The organism is Mesocryomonas fontinalis, assembly GCF_055730125.2.
The window spans coordinates 1-17,127 of the sequence record NZ_JBUZWG020000012.1; the positions used below are offsets into that span (position 1 = coordinate 1).

Consider the following 17,127-nt stretch of genomic DNA (forward strand, 5'->3'; position numbering starts at 1 on the left):
GGCATGGGAGTGATCGACCTCGTTGCCGTCGACGGCGCGACGGTGCCGGGACGCCATAGACGTTTTCGGTGATATAGGGTAGGGGGTACCCTATGGCACACCTCTCGAAAGACCCCGCAAAGCTCGTCGCCCGGATCCGCCGCCTCCAGGGACAACTGGATGCCGTGGCGCGGGCGCTCGAGAACGACACCCCCTGCGGCGAGGTCCTCCAGCTCGTCGCCTCGATCCGCGGCGCGGTGAACGGGCTGACCGTGGAACTGATCGAGGACCATGTGCGCCACCACGTGGTCGATCCCGACGCCGAGACCGATCCGGACAAGGCGCGGGGCGCCGCCGATCTCCTGGTGGTGCTCAGGACCTATTTGAAGTGAGGAAGCACGCCATGACGGACCTGCCGGTTTCAACCGCCACCCACCGCCATGATTTCCTCGGCGAGAACCACGGGCGCAACGAGCGCCGCGTGCGCGCGGTGATCGCGTTGACCGTCGCCATGATGGTGGTCGAGATCGCCGCGGGCGTCGCCTACGGCTCGATGGCGCTGGTCGCCGACGGGCTGCACATGTCGACGCATGCGGTCGCCATGCTGATCGCGGCCGGCGCCTATTTCTATGCCCGCAAGCATGTTGCCAACCCTCGCTTCACCTTCGGTACGGGAAAGTTCGGCGATCTCGCGGGCTTTGCGAGCGCGGTGATCCTGGCGCTGATCGCGGTGTTCATCGCCTATGAGAGCTTCCTGCGCCTCGCCAACCCGGTGCCGATCTCGTTCGGGTCGGCGATCGGCGTCGCCGTGCTCGGCCTTGCGGTCAACCTCGTCTCGGCCTGGCTCCTGAAGGACGACCACGCGCATCATCACCACGGGCACGGGCATGGGCATGGGCATGGTGATGGGCATGGTGATGGTCAGGAGCACGGGCACGGCGAGGGCCACGGCGCCCATGGCGGCGGCGGGCACGACAACAACCTTCGCGCCGCCTACGTCCACGTGCTGGCGGACGCGCTGACCTCGGTACTCGCGATCGCCGCGCTGGGTCTTGGCAGCGTCTACGGCTGGATCTGGCTGGATCCGGTGATGGGCATCGTCGGGGCGCTGGTCATCGCCCGCTGGTCGTGGGGCCTCGTGCGCGACGCCGGCGGCGTGCTGCTCGACTATGTGCCGGAGGGCGAGGACCTGCCGGAGGAAATCCGCGAGGCGATCGAGGTGGACGGCGACAAGATCACCGACCTCCACGTCTGGCAGGTCGGGCCCGGCCATCACGCGGCGATCGTCTCGATCGCGACGGCGCGCCCGCGCCCGCTCGGTGCCTACCGCGCCAAGCTCGCGCACATCCACGACCTGTCCCACCTGACGGTCGAGATCGACGCCCCCTCGCAGGCCGCCTGAAGCGCCCTCGACCTGGGGAAACGTAATAGCGATGGTCGGCCCCGTGCCGGCCGCGCGCGTGACGCCGTGACGCGGCCGAGGCTTGTCCTCCGTCTTCTCTCGACGATGCGCTCGCTGATCCGGACGCTCAGGCGATAAGCATTCTCTCTGCATCACGATCCGGCGCACAGCGCTCCGGGGATCGTGAAATCCACCCGTCGCCGGCGGTCAACGACGGATGGCGGGCCGTTTCGTCGATCCTTACGGTTTCCTTATGCCGGGCCCCCACATTCCGTATCGAGAGCTTATGCGGGACGGCGTAGCTATCGGGGACCGCATCAAGGAACCCGTTACATGGACATCGTTTATCTCGCCGTCGGCATCGGCTTCTTCGCCGTGATGGCGGGCTATGCCCGCTGGGCCGCGAAGGCCTGAGCCATGCTGGATCTCATCCTCGGCTCCTCCGTCGCCCTCGGGCTTCTCGGCTACCTCGTCTTCGCCCTCGTGCGTCCCGAGAAATTCTAGAGCATCCGGCGATTGGGTGGACTCACCCGGTCAAGTAAAGATGCCCTAGCTTCAAACAGATAGAGCGTCATTTGTGGATCCGACTGGATGCACGGCGCTCTGATCCCGCGCCGACACGTCGTTCGTCCGCATCCTGGGGCCGCCTGGCCCGGGGAATGCCCACGCGCGGCTGCGGCGATCTCCCATCGAAAGAACCATAGCGATGACAGCGATCGGCTGGCTTCAGATTGTCCTTCTGTTCGCGGCGGTGCTCGTCTGCGCCGTGCCGCTCGGCGCGTTCATGGCGCGCGTCTTCGCCGGCGAGCGAAACTTCCTATCGCCGGTGCTCGGGCCCCTCGAGCGCGGCTTCTTCAAACTGTCCGGCATCGACCCGGCCAAGGAGCAAGGCTGGCTCGCCTACACCGTCGGCATGCTGATGTTCAACGGGCTCGGCTTCGTCCTCCTCTACGCGATGCTGCGCCTGCAGGGCGTGCTGCCGTTCAACCCGCAGGGCTTTGCCGGCGTCTCGCCGGACCTTGCCTTCAACACCGCGGTCAGCTTCGTCACCAACACCAACTGGCAGTCCTATGGCGGCGAGACCACCATGAGCCATTTCAGCCAGATGGCGGGTCTTGCCGTGCAGAACTTCCTGTCGGCGGCGACCGGCATCGCGCTGGCGGTGGCGCTGGTGCGGGCCTTCGCCCGCTCGGGCCTGCAGACGGTCGGCAACTTCTACGTCGACATGACCCGCGCCGTTCTCTACGTGCTGCTGCCGCTCGCCATCGTCACCGGCCTCGCGCAGGTCGCGATGGGCAGCCCGCAGACGTTTGAGGCCTCCGTTACCGCGACGACGCTCGAGGGCAGCCAGCAGACGCTGGCGCTCGGGCCCGTCGCCTCGCAGATCGCGATCAAGCAGCTCGGCACCAATGGCGGTGGCTTCTACAACGCCAACGCCGCCCACCCTTACGAGAACCCGTCGCCGCTCTCCAACTTCCTGACGATCTGGCAGATGCTGGTGGTCTCCTCGGCGCTGGTCTTCGCCTTCGGCCACCTCATCGGCGACCGCCGGCAGGCGAGGGCGATCATCGCCACCATGGCGATCCTTCTCGTCGTCGGCGTCGGCATCGCCTACTGGGCGGAGGCCGCCGGCACGCCCTCGCTCGTCGCCGCCGGGCTCGATCCCGCAGGCGGCAACATGGAGGGCAAGGAGGTCCGCTTCGGCCTCGCCGCCTCGGCCCTCTTCGCCGGTGTGACCACCGGTCTCTCGGACGGCGCCGTCAACGCCATGCACGGCTCGCTGACGCCGATCGGCGGAATGGTGCCGATGTTCCTGATCCAGCTCGGCGAGATCCTGCCGGGCGGCACCGGCTCGGGGCTCTACGGCATCCTGGTGATGGCGATCATCGCGGTCTTCGTCGCCGGCCTGATGGTCGGGCGCACGCCGGAATATCTCGGCAAGAAGATCGAGGCCAAGGAGGTGAAGATGGCGGTGCTCGCGATCCTCATCCTGCCGACCGCGATCCTCGGCTTCTCCGCCGTCGCCTCGGTGCTCCCCACCGCGCTCGCCGGCCTCGGCAATGCCGGACCGCACGGCCTGTCGGAAATCCTCTACGCCTACTCCTCGGCGGCCGGCAACAACGGCTCGGCCTTCGGCGGCCTCTCTGCCAACAGCCCCTGGTGGAACACGACGCTGGGCCTTGCCATGCTGCTCGGCCGCTTCGCCTACATCGTGCCGATGATGGCGATCGCCGGCTCGCTGGTCGGCAAGACGCGGCTTGCCGCCTCCTCGGGCACGTTCCCGACCACCGGACCGCTGTTCGTCGGCCTGCTCGCCGGCCTGATCCTGATCCTCGGCGGCCTGCAGTTCTTCCCGGCGCTGGCGCTCGGACCCTTGGCCGAACACGTGCAGATGATCGGCGGCAAGACCTTCTGATCCTCCCCCGCCCCCGGGGGTGCGCGGCAAGGAGCCGCGTACCCGCCGTCGCCTGAAATGACATGCCAGCGCCCCGCGCCGGCTCCCCCAGAACCCTCGGAGTAAACCCATGGCCGCCTCAACGGCATCCGCCATCGCCTCGCCGGACCTTCTCGGCCGCGCCGTCGTCGACGCGTTCCGCAAGCTCGACCCGCGCCAGCTCGCCAAGAACCCGGTGATCTTCGTCACCGAGATCGTCGCCCTCCTCGTCACCGTGCTGTTCGTGCGGGACATCCTCGCCGGCAACCCGCTGGCCTTCACCGGCCAGATCATGGCCTGGCTCTGGTTCACCGTGCTGTTCGCCAACTTCGCCGAGGCCGTCGCGGAAGGCCGTGGCCGGGCGCAGGCGGACAGCTTGCGCAAGGCGCGGACGGACACCATCGCCAAGCGCCTGACCAGCCCGAAGGACCGGGCAGGCTTTGCCGAGGTCTCCGCGCTCGACCTGAAGGTCGGCGACTTCGTCGTCGTCGAGCCCGGCGACATCGTGCCGGGCGACGGCGAGATCGTCGAGGGCATCGCCTCGGTCAACGAGGCGGCGATCACCGGCGAATCCGCGCCCGTGATCCGCGAGGCCGGCGGCGACCGTTCCGCCGTCACCGGTGGCACCACGGTGCTGTCCGACTGGATCGTCGTGCGCATCGTCGCGGCGCCCGGCTCGAGCTTCCTCGACAAGATGATCGCGCTGGTCGAAGGCGCCGAGCGGCAGAAGACGCCGAACGAGATCGCGCTGACCATCCTCCTCGTCGGCATGACGCTGATCTTCATGATCGCCGTCGTGACGCTCGCCGGCCTCGGCCGCTATGCCGGCGCCATCGTGCCGGTGCCGATCCTCGTGGCGCTCCTCGTCACGCTGATCCCGACCACCATCGGCGGCCTGCTTTCGGCCATCGGCATCGCCGGCATGGACCGGCTGATGCGACATAACGTGCTCGCCATGTCCGGCCGCGCGGTGGAGGCGGCGGGCGACGTCGACACGCTGCTCCTCGACAAGACCGGCACCATCACCTTCGGCAACCGCATGGCGTCCGAGATCGTCGCCGTCCCCGGCGTCACCGATGCGGAGGCTGCGGCCGCCGCGGTGCAGGCGAGCCTTGCCGACGAGACGGCGGAAGGCCGCTCGATCCTGACGCTTGCTCGCGAAAAATACGGCGTCGACGTCCCCGCCACCCCGGAGGCGGGCGCCGTGTTCATCGAGTTCTCCGCTGCGACCCGTCTCTCCGGCGTCGACGTCGGCGGGCGGCAGCTTCGCAAGGGATCGATCGACGCGATCCGCAAGTTCGTGGCGGACGCCGGCAACACGTCGGCCGAGCCGGCCGCCTTCACCCAGGCGGTCGAGCGCATCGCCCGCTCCGGCGGCACGCCGCTCGGCCTTTGCGAGGGAGCGCGCCTGCTCGGCGTCATCCACCTCAAGGACGTCGTCAAGCCCGGCATCAAGGAGCGCTTCGCCGAGCTTCGCCGCATGGGCATCCGCACCGTCATGGTGACCGGCGACAACCCGGTGACCGCCGCGGCGATCGCCTCGGAAGCCGGCGTCGACGACTTCATCGCCGAGGCGACGCCGCAGGACAAGCTGAACTACATCCGCAACGAGCAGCGGCAGGGCCGGCTGGTCGCGATGTGCGGCGACGGCACCAACGACGCCCCGGCGCTGGCCCAGGCCGATGTCGGCGTCGCCATGCAGACCGGCACCCAGGCCGCCCGCGAGGCCGGCAACATGGTCGACCTCGACTCGGATCCGACCAAGCTGATCGAGGTGGTCGGCATCGGCAAGCAACTCCTCATGACCCGCGGCGCGCTGACGACGTTCTCGATCGCCAACGACGTCGCGAAATACTTCGCGATCATCCCGGCGCTGTTCATCGCGGCGATCCCCGAGCTCGGCCTCCTCAACGTCATGGGCCTCGCCTCGCCGGAAAGCGCGATCCTCTCGGCGGTGATCTTCAACGCGCTGGTCATCGTCGCGCTGATCCCGCTGGCGCTGAAGGGGGTGAAGTACACGCCCGGCGACGCCGGCTCGATCCTGCGCCGCAACCTCCTGATCTACGGCCTCGGCGGCATTCTCGTGCCGTTCGTCGGCATCAAGCTGATCGACATGGTCGTGGCGGGGCTGGGGCTGGTGTAGCGCAGCGGCGGCGCGTTTTCCGTCGAGGCCGCAGCGCGCCTTTTGCCAAGTTTTCGGCGCGCACCCGCCTCTGCCCTGCCGGGCATCTCCCCCTCAGGTGGGGAGATGGGCGGCAGCCCAGAGGGGAGCGAACCGCACCAACGTCCCGTCAGTCCAAATCCCAAAGGAACTCCGATGCTCTCCCAACTTCGCCCCGCTTTGACGCTTCTCGTCATCCTCAGCGCTCTGACGGGCCTCGCCTATCCCGTCGCCATGACCGGCGTCGCCGGCGTCGTCTTTCCGGACGCCGCGAACGGCAGCCTCGTCCTGCGCGACGGCAAGGTGGTCGGCTCCAGCCTGATCGGCCAGGCCTTCACCCGGCCGGAATATTTCAAGCCGCGCCCGTCGGCCGCGGGCACCGGCTATGATGCCAGCGCCTCGTCCGGCACCAATCTCGGACCGACTTCCGCCAAGCTCGCCGAGCGCCTGAAGACCGACGCCGCCGCCTTGCGCGCCGAGGGTATCGCCGGTCCGCTCCCGGCCGATGCGATCACCACCTCCGGCAGCGGCCTCGACCCCGACATCTCGCCGGCCTTCGCGATGGCGCAGGTCCCGGGCGTCGCCGCCGCCCGCAGGATGAGCCCGGCCGACGTCTCGGCTCTCGTCGCCGCCAACACCGCCGGCCGCACCCTCGGCATCCTCGGCGAGCCCCGCGTCAACGTCCTCGCCCTCAACCTCGCGCTCGACCGGGAAGTGCCAAAGCCGTAAGGCAGAGCCATGAGTGCCGACCAACCCTTGCGGGCCTCGCCCGATGCGCTGATCGCCGCCGCCGAGCGCGAGGGACGGGGAAGCTTGCGCATCTTCCTCGGCGCGGCGCCGGGCGTCGGCAAGACCTATGCGATGCTGCAGGCGGCGAAGGCGGCGCGGGTGGATGGCGCCGACGTGGTGGTCGGTCTCGTCGAGACGCATGGCCGCGCGGAGACCGAGGCGATGGTCGCCGGGCTCGACGTCATCGCCAAGAAGGGCGTGCCCTATCGCGGCCGCCTGGTTCCCGAGTTCGACGTCGACGCCGCGCTGGCGCGCCGCCCGGCGCTGCTGCTGGTCGACGAGTACGCGCATTCGAACGTCCCCGGCAGCCGCCACCCGAAGCGCTGGCAGGACGTGCGCGACCTCCTCGCCGCGGGGATCGACGTCTGGACGACGCTGAACATCCAGCACGTCGAGAGCCTCAACGACGTCGTCCAGCGCATCACCGGCGTCCGGGTGCGCGAGACCGTTCCGGATACCGCGCTGGAGAAGGCGGACGAGATCATCCTCGTCGACCTGCCCTCGGACGAACTCCTGAAGCGCCTCGCGGACGGCAAGATCTACGTCGAGGACACCGCGCAGCGCGCCATCCAGAGCTTCTTCAAGCCCGGCAACCTCAGGGCGCTGCGCGAGCTGGCGCTGCGCCGCGTCGCCGCGCATGTCGACACCGATTTGCTGGAGCGCATGCAGGGCGGCGCGATCGAGGGTCCCTGGGCCGCCGGCGAGAAGATCCTCGTCTGCGTCGGGCCGAACCGGATGGCCGAGCGGGTGGTGCGCCAGGCGAAGCGCCTCGCCGACCTCCTCGACGCGCCGTTTATGGCGGTGACGATCGAACGCCCGGGCGTCAGTGTCCCCGCCGAGGCGCGGCGGCTCCTGCAGGCGGGCATGCACCTGGCCGAGAGCCTCGGGGCGGAAACCCGGTCGCTGGTCGCCGACGATCTGCCGGCTGAACTCCTGCGCACCGCGCGGTTCGAGAACGTCACCCAGATCGTCATCGGCCAGGCCCGCTGTGCCGGGGCCTTCGGCTGGTTCCGCCGCAACCTCGCCGACGCCCTGACCCACAAGGCGCGGGGCATCGCCATCCACATCGTCACCGCCGAGGCGGTGGACGGCACGCCGGCGGCGCGGTTCGTCGTCCCGCCTTTCGGCGAACTCCGCGGCTACGGCGTGGCGGCCGTCGGCGTCGCGCTCGCCACCCTCGTCGGCCAAGGCCTGTCGCGGGTGATCGCGCTGCCGAACATGTCGATGTTCTACCTCATCGCCGTGGTCATTCCGGCCTTCCGCTTCGGCGTCTGGCCGGCGGTGTTCGCCTCGGGGCTCGCCTTTCTCGCCTACAACTTCTTCTTCATCGCCCCGACCTTCTCGTTCACCGTCGCCCGGCCGCACGAGGTGGTGACGCTGCTGATCTTCCTCGGCATCGCCGCCGCGATGTCAGCGATCGCCGGGCAGACGCGCGAGCAGGCGAAGGCGACCGTCCGGCTCACCCGCGCCACGCGGCGGCTCTACGAGTTCACCCGCCGGCTGTCGGCGCTGGCCGGCGAGCAGGCGGTGGCGGACGCGGCGGTGGCCGAAGTCCACGCCGCGACCAACCGGGCGACGGTGATCCTGCTCGTGCCGGCCTCCAGCGAAGGCGGCGCGCGCGGCCGGGTGCAGGCAGCCGGCGCGGAGGATGCCGGTGTCCGCGATCCGGCGGCGGACGCGCTGGCGATCGCCGCGGCCTGGCCGCCGGAGGACCGGCTGGACACCGCCTCGATGACCGCCGCGCACTGGGCGCTGCTGCACGACGAGAACGCCGGCGCCGATACCGGCACCTTGCCGAACGCGCCCTGGCTGTTCGTGCCGCTGCGGGTGCCCGGCCGCCGCGTCGGCGTGCTCGGCGTCGAGCGCGGCCCGGCCGACGCGGCGCTCGACGGCGAGGCGATGGTGCTGGTCGAGACGCTGGCCGAGCAGACCGCCGCCGCGCTCGCGCGCACCGCCCTGTCCACCGAGGTCGCGACGGCGCGCACGGCGGCCGAGACCGAGCGCGTGCGCAACATCCTCCTCGCCTCGATTAGCCATGATTTCCGCACCCCGCTCGCCTCGGTGCTGGGCGCGGCGACGAGCCTCCTCGAGTACGGCGGCCAGATCTCGCCGGAGGGGCAGCGGGACCTGCTCGTCCAGATGCGCGAGGAGGCCGAGCACCTCGACGGCATGGTCCGCAACCTCCTGTCGATGACCCGGCTCGAGGCCGGCGGGCTCGACATCCGCCGCGACTGGCTGGACGCCGAGGAGGCGGTGCACCGGGCGGTCGCGCTCGCCCGCAAGCGCGGCGCGCCGCAGCACTTCACCGTCTCCATCGCCCCAGACCTGCCGCTGATCTTCGCCGACCAGAGCCTCATCGACCAGGTGCTGGCGAACGTCATCGGCAATGCCGTGCGCTATGCCGGAGCTGCGGCGACCATCGCGCTGTCGGTGCGCACGGCATCGGATGCGCTGGAGATCGAGATCGCCGACGACGGTCCGGGCATCCCGGCCGACGTCTTGCCGCATGTCTTCGAGAAATTCGTCCGGGCCGCGTCGAGCGCGGCCGACGGCGGCGAGGGCTCCGGCCTTGGTCTCGCCATCACCAGGGGTATCGTCGAGGCGCATGGCGGCACGGTCGATGCCACCAGCCCGCCGGCCGGCCAGCCCCGGGGCGCGTCCTTCCTCATCCGCTTGCCCATCCGCCTGTCCCCCCGCGAAGGATCCATGCCGTGATCGGTGCCACCATTCTCGTCGTCGACGACGAACCCGCCATCCACCGTTTCCTGACCCCGGCGCTCGAGGCCAACGGCTTCGTGCCGCTGCGCGCCGACACCGCGGCGCAGGGGCTGGCCATGGTCGCCAGCCGCAAGCCCGCCGTCGTCGTCCTCGACCTCGGCCTGCCCGACATGGATGGGGCGGAGGTGATCCGGCGGCTGCGGGCGTGGACGGACGTGCCGATCATCGTCCTCTCCGCGCGCGACCGGGAGAGCACCAAGGTCGAGGCGCTGGATCTCGGCGCCGACGACTTCGTCAGCAAGCCCTTCGGCGTCGGCGAGCTGATGGCGCGGATCCGCGCGACGATCCGCAGCCAGATGCAGGCCAAGGGCGAAACCTCGGTCCTGAAACACGGCGAGATCGAGATCGACCTCCCCCGCCACCGCGTGCTCAAGTCCGGCACGGAGGTGAAGCTGACGCCGAAGGAGTTCGACCTCCTGTCGCTGCTGGTCCGCCATTCCGGCAAGGTGGTTACCCACCGCCACATCCTGCACGAGGTCTGGGGCGCCCCGCACGAGAACGACACGCCGTACCTCCGCGTCTATATCGGCCAGCTGCGCGCCAAGCTCGAGGCTGACCCCGCCAACCCGGTGCTGATCCTGACCGAGCCGGGCGTCGGCTATCGCGCGGGCGAGGCTTAAGGCCGGAACCCCGGCCGATCGCTGGCAAAAAACCGGACGGCTTGACCTGGATCAACATCCCCCGCGCCGCCCTGCGGCAATAAGGACGCGCGCTTCGGCGGTTCCGTTTCGGGAGCTCGAGACCTTTGTCTCTGCTCTCGCTGGCGCCACGCCCCGCCGTTCCGCGCCAGCGGGCAGCCGCGGCCAGTCCACCGAAACGGCAAGGAGCACGGCGATGAAGGCCAGCGATATCATGAGCCGCGATCCGGTGACTGTGTCGCCCGACCATGCCGTCCGGCATGCGACGCAGATCATGCTCGAGCACAGGATCAGCGGGCTTCCGGTGGTCGACGACGCGGGCCGTGTCGTCGGCATCCTCACCGAAGGGGACCTCCTCAGCCGAAGCGAACTCGGCATCGCCGCGCTCGCCGGCCCCGATCGCAAGAGCGCCGCCGTGGCGCGGCACTATGTGAAGGCGAACGGCTGGCGCGTCGGCGACGTGATGCGCAAGGATCCGATCGTCGTCGATGCGGAGACGCCGGTCAGCCGCATCGCCGAGCTGATGGCGCTGCATGCGATTAAGCGCCTTCCGGTGCTCCGGGATGGGCGTCTCGTCGGCATCGTCAGCCGCGCGGATCTCCTGCCGCTCATCGCGGCGGCGGGGCTCGGCGACATGGCGCCCGGCGAGGCGGCAGTCCGCTGCGGCGTCCTCGCCCGCCTGCGCGAGACCGCATGTCTCGCCGGCGCAGACATCACGGCGACCCTTGCGAACGGCGTGGTGCATCTCTGGGGGGACGCGCCGTCGCGCGAGGCGGTCGAGGCGGCCCGCGTCGTCGTCGAGACCATTCGCGGGGTCGAGGGCGTGGCGAGCCATCTGGCGGTGAAGCCGTAGCGCCGCGCCCGTCACCGGAAGGACGGTGCCCTTTGCCGGCGGGCAGTCGCGGCGCCGTGGCGCTGGCAAAAACGCACACGGCCTTGCGCTGGATCAATGCGGCCGCCGGTCTTCTCGGATCATGTCGTGGCGAGCAGCGGAGGAGATCGCCATGCCGACCGATGACAAAGCCAGCATCGCCAAGGACGTCGCCGAAGACTTCGTCGATGCCGTCGAGGATGGGGAGGCCCGGCTGAAATTCGGCATCGAGCGTCTCGGCCGCCGTCTGTGGTCCCGCCTTGCCGGGGTGACGAGGACGTTGCGCCGCAGCCCTAAGCGCCGGCCGCAGCGGTCTTTCTGAAACGAATTCCGCCGGGCTTTGTCCGGGGACTGTCCCGCCCCGCCCCGTCACGCCCCGCTACCCCCGCGCCGGCGTGCTCCCAGCCGATCGAAGGACGTCCCCGCATGATCGCCGAAACCTTTCCGGGCACCGATGGGCTCGCGCTGCTCGACCGCTACTGGCGGGCCGCCAACTACCTGTCGGTCGGCCAGATCTACCTCCTCGACAACCCGCTGCTGCTGGAACCGTTGAAGCCCGAGCACATCAAGCCACGGCTGCTCGGGCACTGGGGCACGACGCCCGGGCTGAACTTCGTCTATGCCCATCTCAACCGGGTCATCCGGCAGCGCGACGTCTCGGTGCTCTATGTCTGCGGCCCCGGCCATGGCGGCCCGGGAATGGTGGCGAACACCTATCTCGAGGGCAGCTACAGCGAGATCTATCCCGACATCAGCCAGGACGCGGCGGGGCTGCAGCGTCTGTTCCGGCAGTTCTCGTTTCCCGGTGGCATTCCGAGCCATGTCGCGCCGGAGACGCCGGGGTCGATCCACGAGGGCGGCGAGCTCGGCTATGCGCTGCTGCATGCCTATGGCGCGGCCTTCGACAATCCCGGCCTCGTCGTCGCCTGCGTCGTCGGCGACGGGGAGGCCGAGACCGGGCCGACGGCGGCCTCCTGGCACTCCAACAAGTTTCTCAACCCGGCGCGGGACGGCGCGGTGCTGCCGATCCTGCATCTCAACGGCTACAAGATCGCCGGCCCGACCGTTCTCGGGCGGATGGCGGACGGGGAGCTGACCGATCTCTTCCGCGGCTATGGCCATGAGCCGATCTTCGTCGAAGGCAGCGACCCCATGCCGATGCACCTCGCCATGGCCGCGGCGATGGACCGATGCTTCGCCGGGATCGCCGACATCCAGCGCGGCTGGCGCGAGGGCGGCGACCGCACCCGCCCGCGCTGGCCGATGATCATCCTGCGCAGCCCGAAAGGCTGGACCGGGCCGGCCGAGGTCGACGGCAAGCGGGTCGAGGGGTTCTGGCGGGCACACCAGGTGCCGATCGCCGATCCGAAGACCAATCCGGCGCATCTGCAGCAGCTCGAGGCCTGGATGCGGAGCTATCAGCCGCAGACCCTGTTCGATGCCGCCGGAAGGCTTGATCCGGCGCTGGCCGCGCTCGCGCCGACCGGCGAGCGGCGGATGGGGATGGTGCCGCAGGCGAATGGCGGTGTTCTCCGCCGCGCGCTCCTGCTGCCGGACATCGCCGATTTCGCCCTCGAGACCGGCCTGCCCGGCTCGACGACGGCCGGCGGGACGATGGCGCTCGGCCGCTACCTCCAGCGGGTGATCGAGCTCAACGCCGGGGCGGCCAACTTTCGCCTTTTCGGCCCCGACGAGACCGCCTCCAACCGGCTCGGCGCCGTGTTCGAGGCGACCGACCGGGCCTGGATGGAGGCGGTCGAGCCCTACGACGTCGCTCTGTCGGCGGACGGGCGGGTGATGGAGGTTCTCAGCGAACACCTCTGCCAGGGCTGGCTCGAGGGCTATCTCCTCACCGGGCGGCACGGCCTGTTCTCGTGCTACGAGGCCTTCATCCACATCGTCGATTCGATGTTCAACCAGCACGCCAAATGGCTGAAGGTCTCGCGGAAACTGCCGTGGCGCCGCCCGATCGCGTCGCTCAACTACCTCCTGACCTCGCATGTCTGGCGGCAGGACCATAACGGCTTCAGCCACCAGGATCCGGGCTTCATCGACCTCGTCGCTAACAAGAAGGCGGATACGGTGCGGATCTACCTGCCGCCGGACGCCAACAGCCTGCTCTGGGTCGCCGACCACTGCCTGAAGACCTACGACCGGGTGAACGTCATCGTCGCCGGCAAGCAGCCGGCGCCGCAATACCTGTCGCTGGCCGAGACGCGGGCGCATTGCGCGGCCGGCATCGGTCTCTGGCCGTGGGCGGGCACCGATGAGACCGGACTGGAGCCGGACCTCGTAATGGCCTGCGCCGGCGACGTGCCGACGCTCGAGGCGCTGGCCGCGACCGGCCTTCTCCGGCAGGCGCTGCCGGACTTGCGCATCCGCTTCGTCAACGTCGTCGATCTCCTGGCGCTGCAATCGCCCGACCAGCACCCGCACGGCCTCTCCAATGCCGATTTCGATGCGCTGTTCACCCGCGACAAGCCTGTCGTCTTCGCCTTCCACGGCTATCCGCAGCTGATCCACCGCCTGACCTACAAGCGCACGAACCACGGCAACTTCCATGTCCGGGGCTTCATCGAGGAGGGCACGACGACCACGCCCTTCGACATGGTGGTGCTGAACGAGCTCGACCGCTTCCACCTCGCCATCGAGGCGATCGAGCGGGTGCCGGGGCTGAACGAGCGCGCGGCGGCGGTGAAGCAGGGCTTCCGCGACCGGCTGGCCGAGCACCGGCGCTACATCGCCGAACACGGCGAGGACATGCCGGACATCCGCAACTGGGGCTGGTCGGCCCCGGCGGACTGGTCCGCGCCGGCAGACTTGTCAGCTCCGGCGGGCGCCGAGACGCGCGCTGCGGGAGGCGTCTGATGGCGGCCGGTCGATGAAGGCGGCAAGTCGATGAGGGCGGGATGCGTCCTCGCGATCAACAGCGGCTCGTCGAGCATCAAGTTCGCGCTGTTCGAGAGCGGCATGCCGGAGCCGGTCCTCCTCGCCCGCGGGACCCTGCACGACGCTGCCCGCTGCGGCTTCACCGCGCTGGATGCGGCGGGCGCGGTCCTCGTCGAGGCCGAGAGCCCGGCGGGAACGGCGCCGGCGTCGCTCTTCGCCGGCCTGCTCGACTGGATCGATGCGTTCTGCGGGCCCGGCCGGCTGGTGGCCGTCGGCCAACGCATCGTCCACGGCGGCGCGGCGTTCTCCGACCCGGTGGTGCTGACCCCGGCCTGTCTCGATGCGCTCGACCGGCTCACCCCGCTGGCGCCCTTGCACCAGCCGCGGTGCCTGCTGCCGGTCCGGCTGATCACCGCGCTACGCCCGGATCTCGTCCAGGTCGGCTGCTTCGACACCGCCTTCCACCGCACCATCGGCGCGACCGCCCGGCGCTACGCTCTGCCGTGGCGCTTCGAGGCGGAGGAGGGCATCCGCAAATACGGCTTCCACGGCCTCTCCTACGCGCACATCGCCGAGCGCCTGGCGGCGATGGGCGAGGGGGCATCGCGGACGGTCGTCGCCCATCTCGGCAGCGGCGCCAGCCTCTGCGCGCTCGCGAACGGCGAGAGCCAGGACACCAGCATGGGCTTCAGCGTGCTCGACGGGCTGCCGATGGCGACCCGCTGCGGCTCGGTCGACCCCGGCGCGATCCTCTATCTGCAGCGCCATCTCGGCCTGTCCGTCCAGTCGCTCGAGGATATCCTCTACCACCAGTCGGGACTGCTCGGGGTTTCCGGCATCTCGGGCGATCTGCGGGACCTCGTGGACAGCGGGGATCCTCGGGCGATCGCCGCGACCGAGCTGTTCGTCCACCATGTATCGGGGCAGGTGGCGCTGATGGCCAACACCCTCGGCGGCATCGACCGGCTGGTCTTCACCGGCGGGATCGGGGAGCATCAGGCGAAGGTCCGCGCCGGCGTTTGCGCGCGTCTCGCCTGGCTCGGGATCGGGCTCGAGGCCTCGGCGAACGAGTGCCACGCGCCGTGCATCTCGGCCGGCGGCAGCCGCGTTAGCGTCCTTGTCATCCCGGCCGACGAGGAGCGGGTGATCGCGCGGCAGATGCTGGCCGTCGACCACTGATCCTGAGGGGCCGCCGGGTACGATCGTCGCGGCTCGACGGCGCGGAAACCCATTCACCGCAGAGCTTTGCGCCTGTTGAGATACCGCTGGGGAAGCCGCGGCGGAGGTGGCTGGCGGCGGTCCGGCGGCCGTCGAAACAGCGCCCTCGCCATCGCTTTTCCTGCCGAAGAGATTGTCGTTTTAGCGGAACCGATGGCGGACGAGATGCTTTCAGATGCCATGACAAGGTGTCGCACCCAGCGGCTCCTCCTCACGAAAGGCATATCATGAAGACCCTCATTCTCGCCGCCGGTATTGCAACGCTTCTGGGCGGCGCCGCCATCGCGCAGACCGCGACCCCGGCTGCCCCGGCCACGACCAGCACCACCACGGCGGTCACCACCACCGGTTCGGACACGCCCGTCAACGGCGCGTTCTACACGCTGCCTGCCGCCGGCGCTGCCGGCACGATGCCGATGAGCCACCTCGCCAGCGACCTGATGGACCTCGACGTCTACGGCGCGAACAACGAGAAGATCGGCGAGATCGACGATCTGGTGGTCAACTCGGACGGCTCGGTCGCAGCGGCTGTTGTCGAAGTCGGCGGCTTCCTCGGCCTCGGCGAGAAGGACGTTCTCGTGAACTTCTCCGCCCTGCAGATGACGATGGACGGCAACAAGATGCGCGTCGCGGTGCCGGAGTTCACCAAGGAGACCCTGACGTCGGCGCCGGACGTCGACCTCGACACCGTGTTCCCCGACCACGACAACTGATCGCTCGCAGCTTTCAGACTGAAGGCGTCGCTCCCCAGGGAGCGACGCCTTTTTTCGTTTCAGCCCATATTCGTATCGGACCGAGTTGGCCGGCGGTCAGTGCGCCATCAGCACCGGCAGAGGGCTGGCGGTCAGGAGATCGCGGGTCACGCCGCCGAGGATGAACTCCCGCAGACGGGATCGCCCATAGGCGCCGATGACGATCATGTCGGCATCAACCACGACGGCCTCGTTGAGAAGTCCCGCCGAGGCGTCGGGCCATTCGGGCAAATGCCGCACCTCCACCCCGACGCCGTGGCGCGAGAGATGCCGCGCCATGTCGGCCGCCGGCTCGCGGAGGTTCTCGTCGCGGCTCTCCGACTCGGCCACCGACACCAGGTAGACCCGCTCGGCGCGCTGCAGCAGCGGCAAGGCCGCGGCGATGGCACGGGCGCACTCGCGCGTGTCGCGCCAGCCGATCAGGATCGCCTTCATCTCGGCGGGCCGGATTACCGTCGGCGGGACCGCTAGGACCGGGGTCCCCGCGCCGAACATCGCCGCTTCCAAAAGCTCCGGCCAGCCCTTGCTCTTGCCTTCGCCCCCGCCCTGGCCATAGGGGCGGCCGATCACCACGAGGTCCACCGAGCGGGCGAGCGTCGTCATGCCGGTGTTCAGTTCGTGCCGCATGCCGTCGGTTCGGATGAAGTCGGTTGTGGCATCGATCCGGTCGAGGCGCTGGCGGGCCTGATGCTCCGCCGCATCGGCGGCCTTGCCGTCCGCCTCCCAGAAGTCGTAGGCGATGCCCTCGCCGCCGGGTCCGAGCGCCAGCATGGTGCTCGGGATCTCGTGCGTGAAGACGCCGCGGACATGGGCGCCGAACGCCGTCGCCACCGTTTCGGCGAGCACGATGTTTCGCTCGTCCTGGGCGGACCCGTCGAGATGCACGAGCAGGTCCATGATGGCGCCGCCGGACGCCGCGATCATCACGGAATCGCCAGCCGTCTCGGCCGCCTTGGCCATGGCAGAAGCGTTCATGGGATATCCTCCTTCTGGCGGCACTCTGCCGCGATGGAGCCAGCATGCTCCTCTCCCCGCCAGCCAGGATTGATCTCCATCAACGCCGCGGTGGATTGGCCGAGGGCCGGTCCCGACAGGCGCAGCAAATACTTATGGGGTCGACTACCGATATTCGCCATTCAGCTTCCACCGGTCGGCAAGCCGGACTAGGATGGCGCCTGCACCCACAGGAATTCCTTTCCCGTCGAGCGGCCCTGTA

15 protein-coding genes are annotated in these 17,127 nt (G+C 69.6%); 13 read left to right on the forward strand and 2 right to left on the reverse strand.

Translation table 11 applies throughout. The annotated features are described in order from the left end of the window. The first annotated feature begins 92 nt into the window (after window positions 1–92). The 13 genes from ACZL02_RS22625 (at window position 93) to ACZL02_RS22685 (ending at window position 15,872) form a co-directional block, all read left to right on the forward strand. Window positions 93–371, forward strand: coding sequence for a metal/formaldehyde-sensitive transcriptional repressor (locus ACZL02_RS22625; RefSeq protein ID WP_472940971.1), 279 nt, complete (start codon window positions 93–95; stop codon window positions 369–371). 11 nt (window positions 372–382) lie between these two features. Beyond that, a complete protein-coding gene (gene dmeF, locus ACZL02_RS22630) occupies window positions 383–1,381 on the forward strand; it encodes a CDF family Co(II)/Ni(II) efflux transporter DmeF (RefSeq protein WP_472940972.1) in 999 nt (332 codons plus the stop codon). 417 nt (window positions 1,382–1,798) lie between these two features. Continuing rightward, the gene (kdpF, locus tag ACZL02_RS22635; protein WP_472941125.1) at window positions 1,799–1,885 is read left to right on the forward strand and encodes a K(+)-transporting ATPase subunit F; all 87 of its coding nucleotides are present in this window, start codon (window positions 1,799–1,801) and stop codon (window positions 1,883–1,885) included. Window positions 1,886–2,087: 202 nt separating this feature from the next. Next, on the forward strand, window positions 2,088–3,797 hold the full coding sequence (gene kdpA, locus ACZL02_RS22640; protein ID WP_472940973.1) for a potassium-transporting ATPase subunit KdpA: 1,710 nt from the start codon (window positions 2,088–2,090) through the stop codon (window positions 3,795–3,797). Window positions 3,798–3,906: 109 nt separating this feature from the next. Further along, window positions 3,907–5,958, forward strand: a complete 2,052-nt coding sequence (gene kdpB, locus ACZL02_RS22645) for a potassium-transporting ATPase subunit KdpB (protein WP_472940974.1) — start codon at window positions 3,907–3,909, stop codon at window positions 5,956–5,958. A gap of 174 nt (window positions 5,959–6,132) precedes the next feature. Beyond that, window positions 6,133–6,705 (forward strand): potassium-transporting ATPase subunit KdpC, encoded by a 573-nt coding sequence (gene kdpC / locus ACZL02_RS22650; RefSeq protein WP_472940975.1) that lies wholly within the window; start codon window positions 6,133–6,135, stop codon window positions 6,703–6,705. A gap of 9 nt (window positions 6,706–6,714) precedes the next feature. Then, on the forward strand, window positions 6,715–9,480 hold the full coding sequence (locus ACZL02_RS22655; RefSeq protein WP_472940976.1) for a DUF4118 domain-containing protein: 2,766 nt from the start codon (window positions 6,715–6,717) through the stop codon (window positions 9,478–9,480). After that, window positions 9,477–10,163, forward strand: coding sequence for a response regulator (locus ACZL02_RS22660; RefSeq protein WP_472940977.1), 687 nt, complete (start codon window positions 9,477–9,479; stop codon window positions 10,161–10,163). The genes ACZL02_RS22655 and ACZL02_RS22660 overlap by 4 nt, the downstream gene beginning before the upstream one ends. Window positions 10,164–10,377: 214 nt before the next feature. Next, window positions 10,378–11,034, forward strand: coding sequence for a CBS domain-containing protein (locus ACZL02_RS22665; RefSeq protein ID WP_472940978.1), 657 nt, complete (start codon window positions 10,378–10,380; stop codon window positions 11,032–11,034). A gap of 151 nt (window positions 11,035–11,185) precedes the next feature. Further along, complete coding sequence (locus ACZL02_RS22670; RefSeq protein ID WP_472940979.1) at window positions 11,186–11,374, forward strand: hypothetical protein; 189 nt, start codon at window positions 11,186–11,188, stop codon at window positions 11,372–11,374. A gap of 104 nt (window positions 11,375–11,478) precedes the next feature. Continuing rightward, window positions 11,479–13,920 (forward strand): phosphoketolase family protein, encoded by a 2,442-nt coding sequence (locus ACZL02_RS22675; RefSeq protein ID WP_472940980.1) that lies wholly within the window; start codon window positions 11,479–11,481, stop codon window positions 13,918–13,920. Between the two features lie 30 nt (window positions 13,921–13,950). Continuing rightward, window positions 13,951–15,120, forward strand: coding sequence for an acetate/propionate family kinase (locus tag ACZL02_RS22680; protein WP_472940981.1), 1,170 nt, complete (start codon window positions 13,951–13,953; stop codon window positions 15,118–15,120). A gap of 266 nt (window positions 15,121–15,386) precedes the next feature. After that, window positions 15,387–15,872, forward strand: coding sequence for a PRC-barrel domain-containing protein (locus tag ACZL02_RS22685; RefSeq protein ID WP_472940982.1), 486 nt, complete (start codon window positions 15,387–15,389; stop codon window positions 15,870–15,872). A 96-nt stretch (window positions 15,873–15,968) separates the two neighbouring features. Here ACZL02_RS22685 and ACZL02_RS22690 read toward each other — a convergent pair whose 3' ends face one another. Next, window positions 15,969–16,886 carry a universal stress protein gene (locus ACZL02_RS22690; protein WP_472940983.1) on the reverse strand — a complete coding sequence of 306 codons (918 nt, stop codon included), beginning with the start codon at window positions 16,884–16,886 and terminating at the stop codon, window positions 15,969–15,971. After that, a complete protein-coding gene (locus tag ACZL02_RS22695; RefSeq protein ID WP_472940984.1) occupies window positions 16,883–17,047 on the reverse strand; it encodes a hypothetical protein in 165 nt (54 codons plus the stop codon). Before ACZL02_RS22695 ends, ACZL02_RS22690 begins: the two co-directional genes overlap by 4 nt. Window positions 17,048–17,127: the final 80 nt, after the last annotated feature.